Origin of the sequence: Adlercreutzia caecimuris B7 (assembly GCF_000403355.2) — a bacterium.
Lineage (GTDB): Bacteria > Actinomycetota > Coriobacteriia > Coriobacteriales > Eggerthellaceae > Adlercreutzia > Adlercreutzia caecimuris.
This window is the reverse complement of sequence record NZ_KE159646.1, coordinates 2,350,223-2,366,901: the sequence shown is the minus strand read 5'-3', so window position 1 is coordinate 2,366,901 and position 16,679 is coordinate 2,350,223. Positions and strand designations below refer to the sequence as shown.

General features: G+C 60.6%; 13 protein-coding genes. 5 read left to right on the top strand and 8 right to left on the bottom strand.

The genetic code is table 11. The annotated features are described in order from the left end of the window. The first annotated feature begins 585 nt into the window (after positions 1-585). Both C811_RS13565 and C811_RS13560 read left to right on the top strand, forming a co-directional pair. Positions 586-891 (top strand): hypothetical protein, encoded by a 306-nt coding sequence (locus tag C811_RS13565; protein ID WP_016310242.1) that lies wholly within the window; start codon positions 586-588, stop codon positions 889-891. Between the two features lie 4 nt (positions 892-895). Further along, positions 896-2,227, top strand: a complete 1,332-nt coding sequence (locus C811_RS13560; RefSeq protein WP_016310241.1) for a dicarboxylate/amino acid:cation symporter — start codon at positions 896-898, stop codon at positions 2,225-2,227. A 156-nt stretch (positions 2,228-2,383) separates the two neighbouring features. Here the strand turns inward: C811_RS13560 and C811_RS13555 are convergent, their stop codons facing one another. Beyond that, positions 2,384-3,223: an Rpn family recombination-promoting nuclease/putative transposase gene (locus C811_RS13555; RefSeq protein ID WP_016310240.1), complete on the bottom strand. Its 840-nt coding sequence runs from the start codon at positions 3,221-3,223 to the stop codon at positions 2,384-2,386. Positions 3,224-3,531: 308 nt separating this feature from the next. On the opposite strand from C811_RS13555, the gene C811_RS13550 reads away from it, so the two are divergent. Both C811_RS13550 and C811_RS13545 read left to right on the top strand, forming a co-directional pair. Further along, positions 3,532-3,990 (top strand): DUF3990 domain-containing protein, encoded by a 459-nt coding sequence (locus C811_RS13550; protein WP_016310239.1) that lies wholly within the window; start codon positions 3,532-3,534, stop codon positions 3,988-3,990. A 1-nt stretch (position 3,991) separates the two neighbouring features. Continuing rightward, positions 3,992-4,447: a hypothetical protein gene (locus tag C811_RS13545; protein ID WP_016310238.1), complete on the top strand. Its 456-nt coding sequence runs from the start codon at positions 3,992-3,994 to the stop codon at positions 4,445-4,447. A gap of 669 nt (positions 4,448-5,116) precedes the next feature. On the opposite strand, the gene C811_RS13540 is transcribed toward C811_RS13545, so the two are convergent. From C811_RS13540 to C811_RS13510, 7 genes are all read right to left on the bottom strand, one after another. Beyond that, positions 5,117-5,857: a ferric reductase-like transmembrane domain-containing protein gene (locus tag C811_RS13540; RefSeq protein WP_016310236.1), complete on the bottom strand. Its 741-nt coding sequence runs from the start codon at positions 5,855-5,857 to the stop codon at positions 5,117-5,119. A 14-nt stretch (positions 5,858-5,871) separates the two neighbouring features. Further along, positions 5,872-6,573 (bottom strand): TorD/DmsD family molecular chaperone, encoded by a 702-nt coding sequence (locus tag C811_RS13535; RefSeq protein WP_016310235.1) that lies wholly within the window; start codon positions 6,571-6,573, stop codon positions 5,872-5,874. A gap of 58 nt (positions 6,574-6,631) precedes the next feature. Next, complete coding sequence (locus tag C811_RS13530) at positions 6,632-7,255, bottom strand: 4Fe-4S dicluster domain-containing protein (protein WP_016310234.1); 624 nt, start codon at positions 7,253-7,255, stop codon at positions 6,632-6,634. 12 nt (positions 7,256-7,267) lie between these two features. Next, entirely contained in the window at positions 7,268-9,769 is a 2,502-nt protein-coding gene (locus C811_RS13525; RefSeq protein WP_016310233.1) for a molybdopterin-dependent oxidoreductase, read from the bottom strand. A 185-nt stretch (positions 9,770-9,954) separates the two neighbouring features. Continuing rightward, complete coding sequence (locus C811_RS13520) at positions 9,955-10,668, bottom strand: response regulator transcription factor (RefSeq protein WP_016310232.1); 714 nt, start codon at positions 10,666-10,668, stop codon at positions 9,955-9,957. A 38-nt stretch (positions 10,669-10,706) separates the two neighbouring features. Next, a complete protein-coding gene (locus C811_RS13515) occupies positions 10,707-12,419 on the bottom strand; it encodes an ATP-binding protein (RefSeq protein ID WP_022926645.1) in 1,713 nt (570 codons plus the stop codon). A gap of 478 nt (positions 12,420-12,897) precedes the next feature. Then, on the bottom strand, positions 12,898-14,868 hold the full coding sequence (locus C811_RS13510) for an FAD-dependent oxidoreductase (RefSeq protein ID WP_016310230.1): 1,971 nt from the start codon (positions 14,866-14,868) through the stop codon (positions 12,898-12,900). A gap of 610 nt (positions 14,869-15,478) precedes the next feature. Here C811_RS13510 and C811_RS13505 point away from each other — a divergent pair. Next, entirely contained in the window at positions 15,479-16,426 is a 948-nt protein-coding gene (locus tag C811_RS13505; RefSeq protein WP_198010042.1) for a helix-turn-helix transcriptional regulator, read from the top strand. Positions 16,427-16,679: the final 253 nt, after the last annotated feature.

The window sequence follows — 16,679 nt, the reverse complement described above, 5'->3', positions numbered from 1 at the left end:
GACTTTCTGCGTAGGCGATGGCGGGCACCATGGAGGCAGCTAGGGTAACTGCACAGACTGTGCTCACAACACGACGACCGAATGAAATCATGGCCGCTCCTTCTCTCCTGGGCGCGAAGGCTCGTGCCACCGCGGGCCGAGTCCTATGTTCGCAATCTCTCTCTGAAAATGATTCTATCGACCCCTACCATCTGTTGACAAGGGTTCGATTGTTCTTCTATAGACGAATTTTTCGCGAACGGGTGCGGCGGTGCGGCTCAAAATGACGGTCTGCACGGCCTTATCGGCATTTTGGGGCAAAATTTCCTCCCAAAAGGCCCCGAGAGCCACAAAAACTGTCCCGAAATGACGATCCGCCCGGGCACATCGTCATTTTGCACCAGATGCTCGACAACGATCGCTTCATTAGGGATACTCCGCGCAGAACATCTCGGTCGGCATTCGTCTGGATTCGCGGGATCACGGGTGGCTTCGGGGGTTCACGTCGGGCCTGATAATCGCCTATAATGCAGGGCATGAGGAGTTGCGCACGCGGGCGCGGGCCGCACGGTTCCATCGTGCGCTTACACAGGTAAAGGAGATCCCATGCTGGAAAATGTTGGCGAGGTTGACCTCGAGTTCTTCATGGCCGTGGAAGACGACGGCTCGGTTTCCACCTACGAGACCGTGGCCACCTTCCACGTCGAGGAAACCGACGAGGACTTCATCATTTTCGCGGAAGAGGGTGCCCAGGAGGGCGAGGAGCTGGAGGTCATGGTGGCTCTGTACAATCCCGCCGAAGTGGTTGAGGGCAATGCCGGCATGCCGCTCGTCACGCTGTACGCCCTTGAAAACGAGGAGCAGGCCGAGTTGGTGGAGGCCGTGCTGCACGACATGATGGAAGAGGAGTAGACCCATGGAAACGACCGACGAGAAGGCCACAGCCGCGGCACGCGATGCCGAGGAGACCGGCTCGCCCGCTTCCGCAGACGCCGGCAACAAGGGGGATAAGCCCTGGTTCAAGCGCCTGTCACTGACCACCTGGATTTTCATCGCGCTCGTTCTCGGCGTGATCGCCGGTGTCGCCCTCCAGGGCGCACCGGATATCGCCGACACCTACATCAAGCCCTTCGGCACCATCTTCCTGAACCTCATCAAGATGATCGTCGTGCCTTTGGTGCTGTTCTCCATCATCGCCGGCGTCGTGTCGCTCGACGACGTGAAGAAGGTGGGCGCCATCGGCGGCAAAACCATCCTGTTCTACCTGGTTACCACTGCCTTTGCCGTTACGCTCGGCCTTGTGTTCGCCAACGTGATGAACGTGGGTGCCAACTACACCATGCCCACGAGCGATCTGTCCTACGAGCCCACCGATCCGCCGTCGTTCATCGATACCATCGTGAACATCTTCCCGAGCAACTTCTTCCAGCCCATGGCCGATGCCACCATGCTGCAGGTGATCGTCATCGCCGTGGTGTTCGGCTTCGGCATGATCGCCGCCGGCAAGAAGGCCAAACCGGTCATCGACATCTGCAATGCGCTGTCGGACGTGTGCATCGCCATTATGCGGGGCATCATCCTCGTGGCGCCCTTCGGCGTGTTCGGACTCATCTGCCCGGTCATCGCCAACAACGGCATCGACGTGCTGCGGCCGCTGCTGTGGCTCATTGTGGTGGCCTACGTGGCCATGATCTGTCAGATCGCACTGGTGTACTCGGGCATCATCAAAGTGTTCGCGCGCATGAGCCCACTCAAGTTCCTGAAGGGTGAGATGCCCGTGATGGGCTTCGCCTTTGCGTCGGCCTCGTCGGTGGGCACGCTGCCCATCAACATGGAGTGCACCGAGAAGATGGGCGTGTCTAAGGAGGTCACCTCGTTCGTGCTGCCGCTCGGCGCCACCATCAATATGGACGGCACCGCTATCTACCAGGGTGTCTGCGCTATCTTTATCGCCCAGGTGTTCGGTATCGATCTTACCGTGGGACAGCAGCTGACTATCGTGATGACCGCCGTGCTGGCATCTATCGGCACGGCCGGCGTACCGGGTTCCGGCATGATCATGCTGGCCATGGTGCTGCAATCAGTCGGTCTGCCCGTGGAGGGCGTGGCGCTCGTGGCCGGCGTGGACCGCATCCTGGATATGATGCGCACTACCGTGAACGTCACGGGCGATGCGGCCGTGGCCACCTGCGTGGACGCCATGCAGAAGCGCGCCGCCGCCCGCAAGGCCAAGAAGGCGGCTGCGTAAGGCCCAAGCCCCCGGCGCCTTGGCAAGCAGCGCGCAAACAGCGGCCAGCCGACCACGGCGCCGGCCCCCGGCGCCTCCAGGCGCTCAGCGGCCTCGTGGGCGGTGCCCGAGCACATGGTGGCGCGGGAGCCGTCCGCGTTGATGTGCAGAGCGAACCTACAGGGAGAACTCCTGGAAGAGCTCTTCCCGAGCCCCGTAGTCGTTCGTCGCCCGCTGAAGGTCGTCGATGCGCCCAAGCCCGATCAACGTAGAGGCAAGCGCGGCGAAACGCTGCTCCCCCTGCTCGATACCCTGTTCGACACCCTGCTCGATACCTTCCGCGCGGGCTTGGCGCAGCTCGATGCGCCGGCGGCGGGCGTCGTTTTCCTCGATAGTGCTAATGGAGAACACCCTGTCCACCCACTTCCTGTCCTTGTTGGCCCGGGCAACCACCTGGTCGATCTCTTGAGAAAGAGGGCCCACGGCCTTGCCTGTTTGCACGTATCTTAGCAGATCGAGCAAATCACCATCATCGAGCGCTTCCCATCCCCGCGCATTGAGAACGAGCCAGTGAGATTGATCGGCGAGCGACAGCTCGGGAACCTCCATGCAGCTGCGCTCCATATGATAGATGGGAAGGTTGTAGCCGAAAGGATCCATATCGCACAGAAAGACGATGAAGCTCTCGGGAAGCTGATCATAGTCGACCCCTTTTGGCAGCTCCTTTGCATCCAGGGCTGCCTGATAGTAGCGGAATCGCTTACCTAAGAGCGGCTCGGCGCACGCCTGCATCTCGAGATCGTAAACGCGGCCGCCGTCCTGCTCTCGCACGTATACATCCATCCTCACACCGCGGCTCCCCGGATCGGGCTCGATCGTCTGCTCGGAGTTCAGGTAGTCGATACGCTCAACCTCAACCTCCAATATTGCCTGGATCACGTGCTTGCAGATCGGCTCCTCCATCATCACTTTGTTGAACATCCACCGATTTGAAAACCTGAGCTTGCGTTGAAGCATGGCGCCCTCCTTCTTTGAGGAGGAGAGCTTACTGCCGCAAAACCGTCAAACTGTCTCCAGGTTGTCCCGAAATGCTCCGTCGCGCAACCGTCCCCGAACCGCAAAGAGACCGCTCCCGAAAAAATAGCAACTATAGTAGAGAGCCCCACTTCATCTGGACGAGACAAAAAGCGCCCGGGCACTTGCCGTGAAAAAAGGGGGGTGCGGCGGCTCGAATCGACGACGCCTTTGGAGCACGCCACAAGAATGAACCCGGCGGGAAAGGGGAAACCCGCTATAATCGTCGCCAGGCAATGGAAGGGAGTGGCATGGCCCTGATGACAGTCTTTCATGGCAGCGGTAGCCAGGTCGAGCGGCCCGAGATTCGCATTGGCCGCTACACCAAGGATTTTGGCCCGGGCTTTTACTGCACGATACTGCGCGAGCAGGCCGAACGCTGGGCGCGCCGGTTCGACACCCCGCGCGTGAACACCTATACGGTTCGTCTCCTTGATGGCTTGGATATCCTCGAGTTTCCCGATATGACCGAAGAGTGGCTCGACTTCATCATCGCCTGCCGTCACGGGGAGCCCCACAACCACGATGTTGTCATCGGCGCTATGGCCAACGACCAGATCTACAACTTCGTCTCCGACTACATGGACGGAGCCATCACTCGGGAGCAATTCTGGGCCCTCGCGAAATTCAAATACCCCACCCATCAGATATGCCTCTGCTCAGACAGAGCGCTCAAGTGCCTCAACTTCGTCCATTGCGAGGAGGTCTAACGTGGTCGGCCGCGAAAGCACCCGCGCCAACAACCTGTTCTACACGTGCAGTCTTATAGACTACATCGGGCGCAAAACGAAAAACCGGCGCAGCGACGTCGTGGACGCTCTCGGTAGAGATCGCATCGCAAGAATCATCGAACTCGCCGATGTGTACCACAGCGACAACATCGATGCCGTCTCCGACTCATTTCTAGAGGAAGCCGGACTTGCCGACGGCACCTTCGACAACGTCTCGGCGGCGAAGTACGCCGTCCCCAGCCATTGGGATATCGGGAAGGTGTACAAGCGCCTCGTGATGGGCATCGCCGAGAATCAGGCGGTATCGGACGTCGAGGCACTCTTCCGCGCCTATCACTCCCCCCTAAGTCCCCTCATAGACGACTACAACGGCAGCTTCTTCTACGAATCCCCCGGTGCCATTTTGCACGCCTACCTCACGGGAGAGTGGGACTGACAAACGAGCGAGGCCTCGGTGCGACGCTCTGCGTTTTGGGCACGGCCCCTTTATCGCTCCACTGGCTCGCAACTGAGCTCGGCGGGAATATCGGCAGCCTCTACCTTTATGATGACCAGTCGTAGGCTGTCGTTGCGGTTGGCAAAGGCGGCGCGACGGTACGAGCGCGTCTCCCATACGTACGAGACGCGATCGAGAACGCCTCCCGCAGGAAAAGCGGCGGAAAAGTGGTGCGAAACGTCGTTTTTGGTGCAACAGGGCGGATCCACGAGGTCTCTTTCCCTGAAAATGTATCGAATATCGCATATTCTCAGGGTAACGACCCCCTTGCAGGAGCATCCAATACGACGCTCTGCACCAAAACCGTCATTTCGCGCCATTACACCCGGACTCGAGCACCGGGGCCTTCCGACAGGCCGTCGGCGAAATCCTCCAGCACCTTGTCGCGCCCCGCCAGAACGGGCGGCTCCGCGCCGACAGTCGGCTTGAAGGGATTCACTAGATGTTGCGTGCCAATAGGTTGTTTACGCCGACGATGCGCGACATAGGAGGGAGGCCCCCTCTGCTATGAATCTCGGCAACCCGCAGCTTGACGAAGGTCTCCCTATTTGCCATCTCCCGCATGTAAACAACATTATGGCACCAAGCAGCTGACCAGAAGTGGGCGGCTTAGGCACTGGCGAGACGCCCTTCGTCCGAAGCGGAAAGTTCTGCCGCGGCCGCGGCCGTCGCCGCAGCATCGGTGTCCGCCTGCTGGTCGCACCACGCTCGTCGCACGCGCAGCACAGCGTAGGCACCGAACACCGCGGTGTATACCGCCACGCTTGCCACCGCCGCCTCGCCACCGCGGCTCGCCGCCGGTGCCAGCATGAGCATGAGGTGCACATACACCAATCCGAAGAACGCGTAGGCCCACCGCTGCAAGCGCTTCCAGCTCTCGGTGCGCATGTGGCGCTTCACGAAGCCGAACGACGTCACGCCCAAGACCAGCAGAAGCACCAGCAGCGCCACCGCCACGACCAGCGCGCTCACGACATTGGCACCCATGGCCGAGCCGAGACGCGGCGCGTAGGACGCCAGGTACACCGCCATGTGCCCGCAGGCCAAAATGCACGCGACGATGGACAGTTCGGCACGCACCGGCTTCAACCATTGATGCGCCTTCGAGCCCTTGGCGAACACGCCGATGTACATAACCACCACGAACAGCGCGAGCGATAGCATGCACTTGCCCATGAGCAGCGTGAGCGGCCCCATGGCAACCCGCGGCAAAAGCCCCTCGATGCCGACGACATAGGCCACGTCCAAAACCACGGCCAGTGCATAGAACGCCACCGGCGCCTTATGCAGCGGACGGCGCAGCAAGACCGACGCTACCGCTGCTGCAGTCAATACGATGAGAAAGTCCATGGATATCCTCTCGGTTATCGACCCACCGTAAAAGCGGCAGGAAGCACCGCCGCGCCCAGCGATGCCAAATCTCCGTATACGCCCGCAAACGAGCACTTCGGTGCTTTTTCGCATGTTTGGTTCATGAAAGCCTCCATCCAAGGGCGACCATGCTCCTCGACATAGCGGCCCAGAGCATCCCGCCGCGCTTCAATGGCAGACTCATCATCCCGGTCTAACGCCTGAGCTAAAAGAGCGTATAGGTGCGAGAAGAACGCCAGTTCAAACCATATACTGTCAGCTGGCTCATGACGATTGGGGTCTGGCTCAAGCCCCTCCTCCTTCATCAAGCGCATGATGTCTTCGGCCGAGCGATTTCGGAACAACAGCGGAGAGCCCGGACGTTGATCGGCGACAAAGCGAAACGGACCCTCGTAGGGATAGACTGGGACATGATCCCCCGGAGCAAGATAGAGGATGGAGAAGCCGCGTCGCATCGTCTCCTGCAACTCAACCGCATCAGCGCCCTGAACGCAGGAGAGTTTCCCGATAGCCTCGGCCGTTGTCTCGACGATGTCCATATCCTCGGCACACGAACGCGCATCGCTCACAAAGCTACCGTCGCATAGAGCCCGTGCCAGCGCCGTATCGGGGTAGGAAAAGGCCCGGGCTAGCAGCTCGAGCATATCAGCGGCCCCCACAGCCCGCTTCAGTTCGGATTCAGCCTTCGTGCCCATAGCACCTCCCATACAGGCGGCGCCCCCCGAAGAAGGCGCCGCGGTCAATTCGTGGCAATTAGTGCAGGTAGTACACGTTGGGTTTTGTACCCGCCTCTTCGTTCAGAAGCGTGTACTCGCGTCCCGCGATTGCCTTGGATACCTCGGATTCGGGGTCATCCAAATCTCCCCACCAGCGAGCACGACCCGGGCACAGCACCATGCAGGCTGGAGTCTCGCCGCGAGCCACGAGGTTCGCGCAGAACGTGCACTTCTCTACCGTGCCGCCTGCATGCTTCGGCGCATCGGCCTCTCCCACTTCCATATCCAAATAGTAGGTGGGCTCGCTCGGCAGGAGCGTGCGCACGCCCTCGTAAGGACACGCCTTGATGCACGACTCGCAACCGATGCATAGCTCCTCATCCACGGTCACAATGCCGGTGTCCGGATCCTTCTGGGTGGCGCCGGTAGGACACACCTGCAGGCAGGCAGGCTCCTCGCAGTGCTGGCACTGCATGGGCAGGTACTCCAAGCTGGGGTTCTCGTAGGTGCCGCTCGCGCAGTCTATGTAATCGCTGCCCACAGTGATCACGCGGTTGTACACCACGTCGGCCGGCATGTTGTTCGCGATCTTGCAAGCCATGGCGCAAGCGTGGCAGCCGATGCAGCGACTCTGGTCGATGGCCATTCCGTAACGTGTCATGTTTTAAGCCCCCTACATCTTCTCAACAGCGCAGGCAACGTCGTTGTAAGCCTGGTTGTTGCTGGTGTCGTTGAAGTCCTTGGAAATCAGGCTCTGGTACGTGCCCTCAATGAAGTCGGCAGCCTGCCAACTACGCGGCATAGCGACAGTCTTGGGAGGCACACCGGCATTGATAGCCGCCTTCACAACCACCGTGCCCTGATAGTTGCGCAACCTGATGGTATCGCCGTCCTGAATACCGAGCTCAGCTGCATCGTCGGGGTTGAGCATTGCCAGCGGTTCTGGCTCAATCTCGCGCGTGTATTCGTTTTCGGACCACTGGGTGTGGGTGTGGGTACGCATCTTCTGAGACAGCAAGTGGAAGGGATACTCACCCATGCGAGCCTCGCTGTGCTCGCCACAATACTTGCCCTCTTCCCAATACAGACCGCACTCCTTTTTGCGGTCGACCGGCTGACCCAAGTCGCCGAACTGGTACAGAACATTCTCTTGGTACAGGCACAGTCGACCGTTCTCGGTACCCCAGACCGATGTGTCGGAGATATGCACATCTTCGGGAAACACGCGCAAGGCACCCTTCTCTTTCAAAGCCTCCAACGAAATTCCCAGAGCCTTATAGCCCTCGCTGTCGAGCGCCTCGGCACAGTACTCCTCCTCGGTGAGGTCGAAGAACTCGCCGTAGCCCATTCTCTCGGCAACGGCCTTGAAGATATCGAAATCGGATTTCGACTCGCCCAGAGGATCAATGGCCTTCTCGTTCCACGTGATATAGGGATGGGTGGCGAATAGGTAGGAGCCCACGTCGGTGTGTTCGAACCAATAGGAGGCCGGCAGGATGATGTCGGCCAGACGGCAGGTGTCGGTCATCATCACATCAGAGCAAATAACCAAGTCGAGTTTGCTCACCCAGCGCTTCGTGTACTCAGAATCGGCCATAGTGGCAGCTGCGTTGTTGAAAGTAAACCACACGCCTTTGAGCACGCAGTCTTCCTGGCCGTACTTGCCCGTGTCAATGAGCTCCTCCAAGAATGCCGTGGCATAGGTATGGGGGTCACCGCCTTGGCAGGGGTTGCCCGCCTTGTCGGTGGGCATGGTAACGGCGAAGTTGGTATGAGTATACTGGGGGATGTAAATCTGATTGTTGCCGAAGCTGGCACCAGACTTACCGGTATTGCCCGTGAGCATGGCGACAAGGCCGATGAGCCAAGAGGTGTACGGCGCATTCAGATAATGGTTCACGCCCAGGAAGAACTCGGTGGACACCGGGCCATCCTCCACGTAGATGCGGGCGAGCTCTTCCACATCCTCAACCTTTAGGCCACTGATCTCAGCTGCGCGCTCCGGCGTGTATTCGGCGACGGCTGCCTTGGCGTTTTCGAGCACCGTCTGCACCTTCATGCCGTTCACCTCGGGCACGCTCTCCAGCAGAGGATCGGTCGCTTCGGTAATGGCCACGGGAGCATTCTGAGCTGCATCCCACACCACGATGGGATCGACGGGCACATCCTCACCCGTGAGCGGATCGGGCTCCACTGTCGGCTCAACACCCAGATCGCTCATACGCACGAACATGCCGTCTTCCTTGATGAGGTAGGGGCAGTTCGTAGTCGATTTCAAGAATCCCTCGTCTAACAGACCACGTGTAAAGTAAATATTGAGAATACCCGCAGCCAGAGCGCCGTCGGTGCCGGCCTTCACCGGAACCCACCAATCAGCCATGGCAGCATTGGCGTTGTAAATTGGGTCGATAACGATCAGGCGATTGCCATCTTCCTGGGCCTCCTTATGGAAGTGGGCCGTATGCGGATTCGAAATGGCCGGATTGTTGCCCCACAAAATGCTGACGTTGGCGTTCTTGCGGTCGGTAATCTCGTTGTAGGTGGGGATGCCTCCCGTCAGATGGGAGAAGCCGTGAGAGCAGCCGATGTCCAAGCTCGAACTGATCTCCGACGCGCCCACCACATTCTTAAAACGCCCGGTAACGGAAATCGACGTTCCGCACGACCCGCTACAAAGGGAATAGTGGCCCGAGTTGTTGAAAATAGCCATAGCGCCGGGGCCGTACTGGTCGGTGATTTCCTTCCACTTCGTGGCAATGAAGTCCAGCGCCTCGTCCCAGCTGATACGCTCGAAATCGTTGGAGCCACGCTCGCCGACGCGCTTCATGGGGTACAAAAGACGGTTGCTGCTATACACACGTCCCACCTGGGAGAGACCCTTTGAGCAGATGCGGGTATAAGCCGGATCAGGCAACTCTCGCGCAGAGGTACGAACGATCTTGCCATCGCGCACGTGGATGTTCAGGTAGCAGCCGCCGGCGCAGTTGCCATCGCAAGCACCTGCGTAAATCTCCTCGTTGCCCCCGGTGCCGGCCAGACCCTCTTCGCCTTCAGCGCCCTGCTCGGGCTGTGACTGAGGCGAGCAGGCGGCAAGCAACCCAGCCCCCGTCAGGGCAGCGGCGCCGGTCACAAAGCTCCGACGCGAAAAACTGCGGGGGTTTTCGAACTCGGTCATAAAGTTCTCCTCTCTCTCCCTCTTATCGCGGCAAGAGCCGGCGCCAGGGAGGGAATGGCGCCGCCACTCGCCTGATGAAAAGCCTCTCCTCTTCGGACTTTTCGATAATCCCATTCTGAGGAAATCGCCCGTTAATAGCGATACGCCCCAGATAAGCTTTGAGTTAATTCAACATTAACGGAATATTAAGCGTCCAACCCGTCGGCCATCTTGTAGCCGACGCGCTGGACGGTGAGCAGGTACTTGGGCTCGCTCGGGTTCTCCTCTATCTTCTCGCGGATCTTGCGCACGAACACGGTGATGGAATTGCTGCGCACATCAGCCTCGCCCTCGCCCCAGATGTACTCCTGAATCTGGCCGCGCGTGAACACCTTGCCGGGGTGGGTAGCCAGAAACGCCACGATTTCGAACTCCTTGGTGGTCAGGTTCGCGGGCTTGCCCTTCACGAGCACCTGATACTCGTCGAAGCGCACCTCCAAATCCCCGATGGTCACCGAGCCGTCGCGGTTGGTGCACCGCGCGAACTCCATGGTGTCGTGGTGCCGGCGGATATGGGCCTCGATACGCAGCAGCAGCTCGGTGGCGTCGAAGGGCTTGGTCACGTAGTCGTCCCCGCCGGCGCGAAAACCGATGGACTTGTCCACAATGTCGGTCTTCGCCGACAGGAAGATAATGGGAATGCGGCGCCCTTCGCCGCGGATGCGCGTGCAGAGGTCGAAGCCGTTCATGCCCGGCAGCATCACATCGAGCAGCACCAGATCGGGCCGCTCGGCCACGAGCATCTCCATGCCGCTTTCGGCATCGCGCGCGCCGCAATACTCGTAGCCCGCGTGCGTCAGCAGCTTCTCGATAGATACATGCAGGCTCTCCTCGTCGTCGATGAGCATCACCTTGTACATAGCTCCCCCTTCGCCTTCGCCTTCGCTCTCACTCCCGCCTACAACTCGCCTTCAAGGCCTTCGCCCTCGTCGAAATCAAGGGTATCCGCTGCGGGGATCCTCACGGTAAAGACACTGCCCTGTCCCAAATCGCTCTCAACCGACAAGCCAAACCCCTGGGCGGCCGCGTACTCGCGCACCAGCGCAAGCCCCAGGCCACTGCCACTGTAAATGCGCGTGGCCGAACTGTCCACCTGGAAGAAGCGCTCGAAGATGCGCTCCTGATCGGCCGCGGCGATGCCGATGCCGTTGTCGGTCACCTGCACGAGCACGTCTCCCGTCCCATCATCTACCGACGCCGAGAGCGCGACAACACCTCCGGCAGGCGTGAATTTGACCGCGTTGGTGCCCAGATTCTCCAGAATGCGCAGCATTTTCTCGAAGTCGCCGTAGACGAGGGGGACGTTCGGGGCGATGCTCGTCGTGAGCGTCACGCGGGCGTTCAGCGCCAGCGGCCCGACCGTGCTCTGCACCGTGGCGACGATATCGCCGAGATCCATCACTTCCCGACTTACGGCCATGGCTCCGGCATCGAAGCGGGCCATGTCGAGCATGTTGTTGATCATCCCGAGCAGCACCGAGCTGGACTTGCGCACTTCCTCCCAACTCCGGCGCTCATCGCCATCGGCGTTGCCCGACTCCAGGGCGATCTGCGCCAGGGTAATGATGGAAGTGAGCGGCGTCCGCAACTCGTGGTTCACCATAGAGAGCAGGTCGCTTTTCACCTGGGACTCCTTGGCCAGCTGAGCGCTGAGTGCCTCCAAGCTGTCACGCTGTGCGGCAAGTTCCTCGTTGGCCCGGCGCAGGTCGCGCGTGCGCTCGGCCACCTGATCTTCCAGACCCGCGTAGGTAACGCGCAGCTCGGCGGCCATGGCGTTGAAGCGGTCGATGAGGCTGGACACCTCCCGAGCAGTCGCGGCGTTGTCCATCGGCTGGTGCAGGCGCCCTTCGCTTACCTCGCCGAAAGCCGCCTTCATCGACTCCAGCGGCCGCAGCACAAAGTGGCTCATAAGCGCGAAAACCGCAATGCCGATAACCGTGGTAAGCAGCAGGAAGAACGCCACATCGCGCACCACGTTATCCTGCACGGCACGGTACTGCTGCTCGAGGGGAATCACGATGCTGATGCCGCCTCCCACCGAATCGAGCGTCCAGCCTTCCTTCGGAAAACCGGTGATATCCAGCTCGCCAGCCGGCTCTCCGTGGCATTCCAGGCAACTCTCGTCCACCTCAAGCGCCTGCACGAAACGGAAGCGCCGCGCGGGGCTCCCCGATTCGTCAGCTCCGTCTTCCACCACATCGTAGTACTCGCGCACGGCGGTGCTCTCGTTGAAAGCCGTCAGCGCGGCGGCCTCGAATTCATCGGGCTTGTCCTGGGCACGTCTCGGATTGAAGTTCGTGTAGCGAATGGAGTAGTCGTTGTTCGCCGAGAAAATGGCACCGACGCTCTTACCCACGATGGCGCAGTGCAGCCCCTTGAACTCGTAGTTGCCCGCCGAATCGTTGTTAATGGTGTATTGGGAATTGTCCATGAAGCGCCAAACGGCGTCCATCTCCCGCGCGAACGTGCGCGCCTCTTCGGCAAGAGAGGATTCCATCTGCTCGGTTTGCACGCGAATGTCGAAGATGCTGAAGGTGGCCACGGCAACGATGAAAACAGCAGACAACGTTGCCAGCGTAATCACCCGCAGACTTACGTTGCGCATCTTCATGGCCCTCACGATACCCCCTTCGTCGCATACATAGTACCGTGTTCAGACCCCGCAAGGCCAACCGAACTCCCTAATTTTTCCCTAAGCTTTTGGTTAACCGGAGATTAAGAGGGCAGACCAGGCGCCCTAAAGAGAGCCCGTCAGCGAAAGGCTGGCTGCTACACCAAGGATTTTGGCCTCGGCTTTTACTGCTCAGACAACGCGCTCAAGCGCCTCAACTTCGTCCATTGCGAGGGGGTCTAACGCGATGGGCCGCGAAAGAACCCGCGCTAACAACCTGTTCTACGAGCGCTGCTGCCCGCAAGGCCCGCAAAGCCGAGAAGGCCGCGGCATAGCCGGCACAGCTCCAATGTCGTTTCGGCGGACTGGATCAAGGTCGCAACGCCGAGAAGGTGGCTTCGTAACCGGCATAGGGCCACCAAGCACAAACGAGGCCCCCGACCGTTCGGCGAGGGCCTCGTCCATGGGGAGGGGCTGATTAGGCGAGCATCTGGTTGACGCAGGAAAGGCCTGTGCTCATGCTGGAGACACCGCTGTTGCCGTCGGAGCATTCGCCCACGACATAGAGGCCCTCAATGCCCGCACCGTCGGCCGTGAGGGCCTGGTAATCGGGACCGATGGCAACGCCGCCGATGGTCACATGGGCGGCCCAGGTACGCGGGGAGGCGTAGAAGGGAGCCTCGATGATGGCGTCTTTCTCGCTCATGTTCTCGCGGCCGAACACCGTGTCCGCCACGTCTCCACGCGCAATGGCGTTGTAATCGTCAACTGCCTTCGCAAACACCGAGGGGTCGGCGCCGATCATCTGGGCCAGCTCCTCAAGGCTGTCCGCCCGGAAGAGCTTGCTCTCCTCGATGAGCTTGTCCGCGCTGTAGCCCTGCTCGTTGTAGCCGTTCACAAGACCGGAGTTGAGCGCGTCGCTGATGATGAACAGCTTCTCCTCGGGCTGCTTCATCACAGCGGCGGACAGGGCGAAGCGATCCAGCGACTCGTTGATGAAGCGCTCGCCGTTCACGTTGACGAAGAGCCCCAGGCCGGCATTGCCGACGATGGTCTCCGTCGAGTAATCGATGGAGTCGGCAATGGGGAACACCATCTGGCGCCCCATGTTCTTCAGCTCGGCTCCCAGGCCCTCGGCAAGCACGTGTCCATCGCCCGTGTGGCCGTAGCTATTGGTCGTCGGGATAACCGTGGACTCATCCCAGGGCCACATCTCGTTGTACTTCTTCAGCAGATCGGGATTGCCGGAATAACCGCCAGTAGCCAGAATGACGCCACGGTCCGCCATGACACGGTAGGTGGTGCCGTCGGCGCACTGGCCAGAGGCCCCCACCACGGCCTTGCCATCCACGATCAGCTCGGAAACGGGCGTCTCGAAGAGGAAGGTGATCGGGAGACTCTGGGTCTCCACCGTGTTGTCGAACACGCTGAAGAAGCCCTCGCCGTTCTCCTTGTCCACCGCATGGGCCTTGCGCGGCCACGGGAACCCGACGATGCCGACCAGCGTGCCACTCACGGTGTAGCCCTGATCGAAGAGCCAGTTGTTCAGATCGTTCACCTTGTGGGCATAGGGGAGCCAGTACTCCTTCGCCGGGCCGCCATTGCGCGAGGCGTAGTCCAGGGCGTAGTACTCCATGGAGTCGTACACCTTCGTGTTGCCCGCGGCGAAATACGCATCGAAGTCGGCCTGCACGGCATCGACGAAGTCCTTGGGAACGCCATTGTCCAGGCTCTTCTGGAGCGTCGCGTGGAACATGTCGCGGTTGCCGTCCGTCATATCGGGCTTCATGTCGTCGACGCCTTCGAACACCTCGAGCCAGCCACCGCTGACCAGCGCGTTGCCGCCAGCATAGGCGGTTTTCTCGAACACTACCACATCCAAGCCCTGCTGGGCCGCGGCGACGGCGGCGGCCATGCCGGCGCCGCCGGCGCCGCACACCACGAGATCTGCCTGGATCTCCTTGGTCTCATCCGACTTCTCCGGCGATGCGGCCTTCTTCAGCGCCGAAGCGTCTCCGTTCGCCTGGTTGACGCAATCAGCCACGCTCTCGATGATGGCCATGCTCGTCAGCGTGGCGCCCGTCACGGCGTCTACGTTCAGGCTCTGCAGCTCCACGATCTGCTGCGGCACCCGCTCGCGAGCCGGAGCACTGATGCGCTCGGTGTCTTCGAACTCCACGACCTCGACGCTCTCGATGGCATTTTCGGACATGCGCACCTCGACAGTCACCGGGCCCTTCTTGCCGGGCGCGGACGCCGTATACGTCCCCGGGGCAAACGCCGCGGTCGAGGCAAGTCCCTCTCCCGACGATTGCACCTCGGGAGCGCACCCCGCAGACACGAGAGCAGCCTGGGCGGCGGCAATGGCCGCGCAGGCGACAAACGTCCTACGTGAAAGTGAGATGTTGCGCAGCGTGGGGAAAACCTCGGCAGTGTTAATTTCCTTCATTCTTACCCTCCTCGATCCATACTTCCTTTTCCTTTACGCAGCGGTATAATTCCGCCGCGAAGAGAATCGGGGAAAAGGGGTGGCAGTTCATCGCCCCCGATGAGCTAAATGCCCGCGATTCACACGTTCATTTTGTGCTAAATGGCAGGTGGGGACAGGTTATTTGATGACGCGACGCGAAAAAGGCTACTTGCGCGAACAGGATTCTCCGAAGGAATCGATCTTGCCCGCTACGGTTCGGCTCGCCTTGCTGCCCGGCCTCATTTGGGGCTGGCTGCTCATATCCATGGGGCAGACGGCGATCGCGGGGGCCGGCTCGGACGCTTCGCCGGCAATGCTTTCCTTCTCGTGGCAGATAGCTTTTATCGCCCTGCTCGCCATCTCTCTCCCTCTCACCAAAAAAGGCCGACCCGCGCCCTCGCTGTTCGCATCCCTCGCGTTCGGCCTTGCAACTGCGACGCTCTTGGTTGCCCAGCCCCTCGTTCCTTCCGGCGAGCTCCCCCAATACCTCGTTCTTCGCCAGGTGCTCATGGGCGCGACCTGCGCCGCGCTCCTCTGCCTCTGGTCACGCACGGCCCGACCCCTTTCGGCCCGGCGAGGATCCCTCCAGATGCTTTGCGCAGGGATAGTGGCCGTGCTTGCGCTCACCGTCTACATGGCGCTGGCCGTCCCCGCACGCTTCGGGCTTCTCGTGCTGATGCTCGTCGCCGTCGCCCTTGACGTTCTCCTTGCCCCGCTGCCCCCGGAAAAGGAGCCTCCGGCGGCGCCGGAAGATCGACCCGAGTTCTCGGCGCTCGTGCCCCTGGCTATCTGCGCCTACAGTTTGCTCAGCTTTGCCTTCCGCACCGTGTTCACGCCCTCGGCAGGTATTTCGATTGCCACTACATCGTTTGCGGGCGTCGTGATCACGGGGGCTTTCGTGCTCTACTTCCAGAGAAGGCCCTTTGCGCTGCGCACGGGCCTCTGGCTTGCCTCGGGCTTCGTGCTGCTTATCTGCCTGAGTGCTCTGCTTGTCATCTTGTTTCCCGAAAGCGGCTTATACCTCATCGCCTTTCTCCTCAACACAGCGGCGTTCCTCCTGGGAGGACTCATGTTCTTTTTGCCGGGCATGTTGGCGAGGGCCGTCGGAAAACCCGCCTGCCTCGGCTTTCGCCTGGCCGCGTTTCTGTTCTTCGCATCGCGCCTCGCAAGCGAGATTCTGGTTACGGTCTTTGCCCTCGATCCTCCCTCGTCTTTGGTGCTCGCCCTGATCTTTCTTGTGATCTCCCTGCTCGTGCTGATATTCGGGTTCTTCTACATTGGCCTTCCCCATCGAGCGCCTGCCGCCAGCGCCTCGCCGCTCGAGGACAAATGCGCTCGCCTCGCAAAGGAGCACGACCTCACCGAGCGGGAAGCGGCCGTTCTCGTTCCCCTGGCCAAGGGGCACACGGTAAAGTCCATCGCCGAGCAATTCACCGTCTCCTTCCACACCGTGCGCTCCCAAGTGCGCAGCATCTACCTGAAGCTGGGCGTCCATTCACGCGAGGAGCTCCTGGATATGCTCGAATCGCTGTCGTAAGCGCCAACCCCCAGCTTCGCAGCACGGAGGCTTTCATCGTCACCGCGGTCACGATGTCGCTATCCACACGGACGGAAGGACCTTCGTGACCAAAAAGCGCCCCGGGTCTTGGCTGCCCGGGGCGCTTGCTGTGAAAGGGGTATGCGGTTGAGTAGCGCGCCAGCTTCCGGTGTCGCTGACCGAGACCTCTGAACGCTGTCCGTCCGCGACCCCAAGTCGCTCCATGAAAGCATGAAGGAGCGAAGCGCCTGAG

Coding starts and splice junctions, on each gene's coding strand:
- C811_RS13565 (WP_016310242.1), top strand. CDS start 586: ATGCTGGAAAATGTTGGCGAGGTTGACCTCGAGTTCTTCATGGCCGTG.
- C811_RS13560 (WP_016310241.1), top strand. CDS start 896: ATGGAAACGACCGACGAGAAGGCCACAGCCGCGGCACGCGATGCCGAG.
- C811_RS13555 (WP_016310240.1), bottom strand. CDS start 3,223: ATGCTTCAACGCAAGCTCAGGTTTTCAAATCGGTGGATGTTCAACAAA.
- C811_RS13550 (WP_016310239.1), top strand. CDS start 3,532: ATGGCCCTGATGACAGTCTTTCATGGCAGCGGTAGCCAGGTCGAGCGG.
- C811_RS13540 (WP_016310236.1), bottom strand. CDS start 5,857: ATGGACTTTCTCATCGTATTGACTGCAGCAGCGGTAGCGTCGGTCTTG.
- C811_RS13535 (WP_016310235.1), bottom strand. CDS start 6,573: ATGGGCACGAAGGCTGAATCCGAACTGAAGCGGGCTGTGGGGGCCGCT.
- C811_RS13530 (WP_016310234.1), bottom strand. CDS start 7,255: ATGACACGTTACGGAATGGCCATCGACCAGAGTCGCTGCATCGGCTGC.
- C811_RS13525 (WP_016310233.1), bottom strand. CDS start 9,769: ATGACCGAGTTCGAAAACCCCCGCAGTTTTTCGCGTCGGAGCTTTGTG.
- C811_RS13520 (WP_016310232.1), bottom strand. CDS start 10,668: ATGTACAAGGTGATGCTCATCGACGACGAGGAGAGCCTGCATGTATCT.
- C811_RS13515 (WP_022926645.1), bottom strand. CDS start 12,419: ATGAAGATGCGCAACGTAAGTCTGCGGGTGATTACGCTGGCAACGTTG.
- C811_RS13510 (WP_016310230.1), bottom strand. CDS start 14,868: ATGAAGGAAATTAACACTGCCGAGGTTTTCCCCACGCTGCGCAACATC.
- C811_RS13505 (WP_198010042.1), top strand. CDS start 15,479: ATGCTTTGCGCAGGGATAGTGGCCGTGCTTGCGCTCACCGTCTACATG.